The organism is Rubrivirga sp. (genome assembly GCF_049648075.1).
In the GTDB taxonomy this organism is placed as follows: domain Bacteria; phylum Bacteroidota; class Rhodothermia; order Rhodothermales; family Rubricoccaceae; genus Rubrivirga.
On sequence record NZ_JBARYR010000721.1, the window covers coordinates 1 to 2,458 of the forward strand.

Genomic DNA, 2,458 nt, shown 5'->3' on the forward strand with positions numbered 1-2,458 from the left:
GCGCATCACGATCCCCAGCCCGCCGACGTGGTAGAGCGGGAGGTCCAAGAGCCAACGGCTCGACGGCCTCACCTCGAAGGCGTCGATCACGCCTCGCGCGCTCCACACGTGGTTGCCGACGCTGTGCAGGATCGCCTTCGGCCGCCCCGTCGAGCCCGATGTGTGGACGACGGTAAACGGCCTGTCGAGGTCCAGCGGCAGCGCGTCTCCCCTCTCGCCGCTCGCAATCACATCCTCGAGGACGGACATCTCGACCTCGAGGTCGCTCGGAGCGTCCACGATTAGGGAGTCGACCTCGAGGTCGGTGAGCGTTCGAGCGGTGTCGGCGGGTATCCAGCGCGTCGAGAGCGGGACCAGGAGGCGGCGGGCGCGGAGCGCAGCCAGGACGAGGACGACCAGACTCGGAGACGTCACGGCTTGAACGGCGACCCGCTCCGGTCCGGCCTCGAGGACGCGAGCGGTTGCAGAAACCCTAGCATCGAGGCCGCGCCAGGTCCAGTCGCCCACGTCCGAGACGAGCGCGCGCGCGTCGGGGCGCGTCTCGGCGTGGCGACGGACCGGGTCCGGGATCGTCACGCGACCTCGAGGTCGAGCGGAGCGCCGAAGAGAGCAGAAACGTCGACCGTCGGTTGGGAGAACGGGAGGGGGCCGAGGACGTCTTCGGCGAGCCAGCGGTAGGTGTCGAGGCCGGCAGGCTCAGCGTCTGTCGCGGCGGCGCTGGCCGCGACACCGCGCAGCCCGACGCCGCTCTCGAACGACGCGCTCAACACGGACCGCACGCCGACGGACCGCGCCGCGGCGGCCATCCTGAGCGACGCCATCAACCCGCCAACGAGGGTCGGCTTGAGCACGATCGCCTCGGCCCAGCCACGGATCGACTCGCCGCCGCCGGGCTGCTGGAGCGTCTCGTCGAGCGCGACGGGCATCCGGGTGTCGACCCACAGCTCAGGCATCCTCGAGGCCGCTGCCAATGGCTCCTCGACGTAATCGAGGTCGAGACTCGAGGTCGCCTCGGCAAATCGGACGGCCTCGTCCCAGGTCCACGCGCGGTTGGCATCGAGTCGTAGGGCCACCCAGTCGGGCAGCGTTTTTCGGATCGCCGTCACGGCCTCGATGTCCTCGTCGACCGTCGCCCGTCCGACCTTGACCTTGACGGCCTGATACCGCTCCTCCGCCAGCCTCGAGGCCGACGCAACCCCGCCCTCGAGGGCGCCCATCACCAGTCCGTTGAGCGGGAGCACGACGGCGGGATCGGGATGGAGTGCCTGGGGAAGCGAACGACCTAAGGTTTGAGCAGCGAGGTCCACCAGCGCCAGATCGAGGGCGAACCGGGCCGACGACGGGACGCCGGCGACGTCGAGCATCGTCGCGAACGCACCATCTGGGCGAAGCACGTCGCGCGCGTCGAGGGGCCGCCCGACGATCACCGTCCCAACGGCCTCGAGGGCGGCGCGCGCTTGGTCGAGCGTCTCGCGACTGAAACCCGGAAGCGGCGCGGCGTCGCCCCAGCCCGTTCGGCCCTCGAGGTCGGTCAAGCGGAGCAAGACGCCTTCGCGGTGGTCGCGCCGCTCGCCGTTCCACACGACGGACTCGCGAAGGGCGAGGCGGTACGGGACGAGATCGAGGGCGGCGACCTGCACTACGTCAGCACCCAGCCGAGCGAGAACGCGACGGCGTAGAGGAACAGCAGCCCGGCCGTCTTGCCCAAGAGCGGGTTCAGCACCGCGGGATCCGACGTCGCGGCCAACGTCCTCGAGAGGGGTCGCCCGATGATTGCCACGAGCGCGGACGCGGCCAGCACGCCGACGTGGTCCTTCGCCACCAGCGCCAGCGACGCGGGCACCACCACGGCGCCCGAGATGCAGATGCCGTACAGCGTGACGCCAAACGACCGGCCGAACCGGACGACCAGGGTCTTTTTGTCTGCCGCGCGGTCCTCCTCGACGTCTCGGACGTTGTTTGCGAGCAGGATTGCAGTCGCCAGAAAGCCCGGCCCCAGACCCGCGATCGGCACCCACATTGGCAGGTCGAGGGCCTGGACGTAGTAGGTCCCGCCGACCGCGACGGGGCCGAAGAAGAACAGGACGAAAAGGTCGGCCAGGCCCGTGTAGGCGAGCGCGTATCGGCCGGCGGTGTAAGCGACGCCGGACGCGATCGAGGCCAGACCCAGGGCGAGAATCGGCCAGCCGCCGCGCACGATGAGATAGATCCCAGCCGCGAACGCGAGCCCGAACGCCACGCCCGCCGCGACCCGCATCTGTCCCGCCGTCACCAACCCCTCGGCCGTCGCGCGACGTGGCCCCTTCCTCGAGGACGTGTCCGCCCCCCGAGCGGCGTCCTCGGAGTCGTTGACGTAGTTCGTTCCGATCTGGATCAACAAGGCTCCCGCCAGCGCGCACGCTGCGGCGAGCGCGTGAAACGCGCCGGCCTCCCAAGCCAGCGCGGCGCCCACCAACAC

At 70.4% G+C, this 2,458-nt stretch carries 3 protein-coding genes; all 3 read right to left on the reverse strand.

The features are described 5' to 3' along the window. Positions 1–576 (reverse strand): AMP-binding protein (locus WBA11_RS18975; RefSeq protein WP_424522193.1); only part of this gene is annotated, 576 nt, incomplete at its 3' end. Continuing rightward, on the reverse strand, positions 573–1,640 hold the full coding sequence (gene menC, locus WBA11_RS18980) for an o-succinylbenzoate synthase (RefSeq protein ID WP_424522194.1): 1,068 nt from the start codon (positions 1,638–1,640) through the stop codon (positions 573–575). The genes WBA11_RS18975 and menC, both read right to left, overlap by 4 nt. Continuing rightward, positions 1,640–2,458, reverse strand: an 819-nt coding sequence (menA, locus tag WBA11_RS18985) for a 1,4-dihydroxy-2-naphthoate octaprenyltransferase (RefSeq protein WP_424522195.1), incomplete at its 5' end; no start/stop codon positions are given. The genes menA and menC, both read right to left, overlap by 1 nt.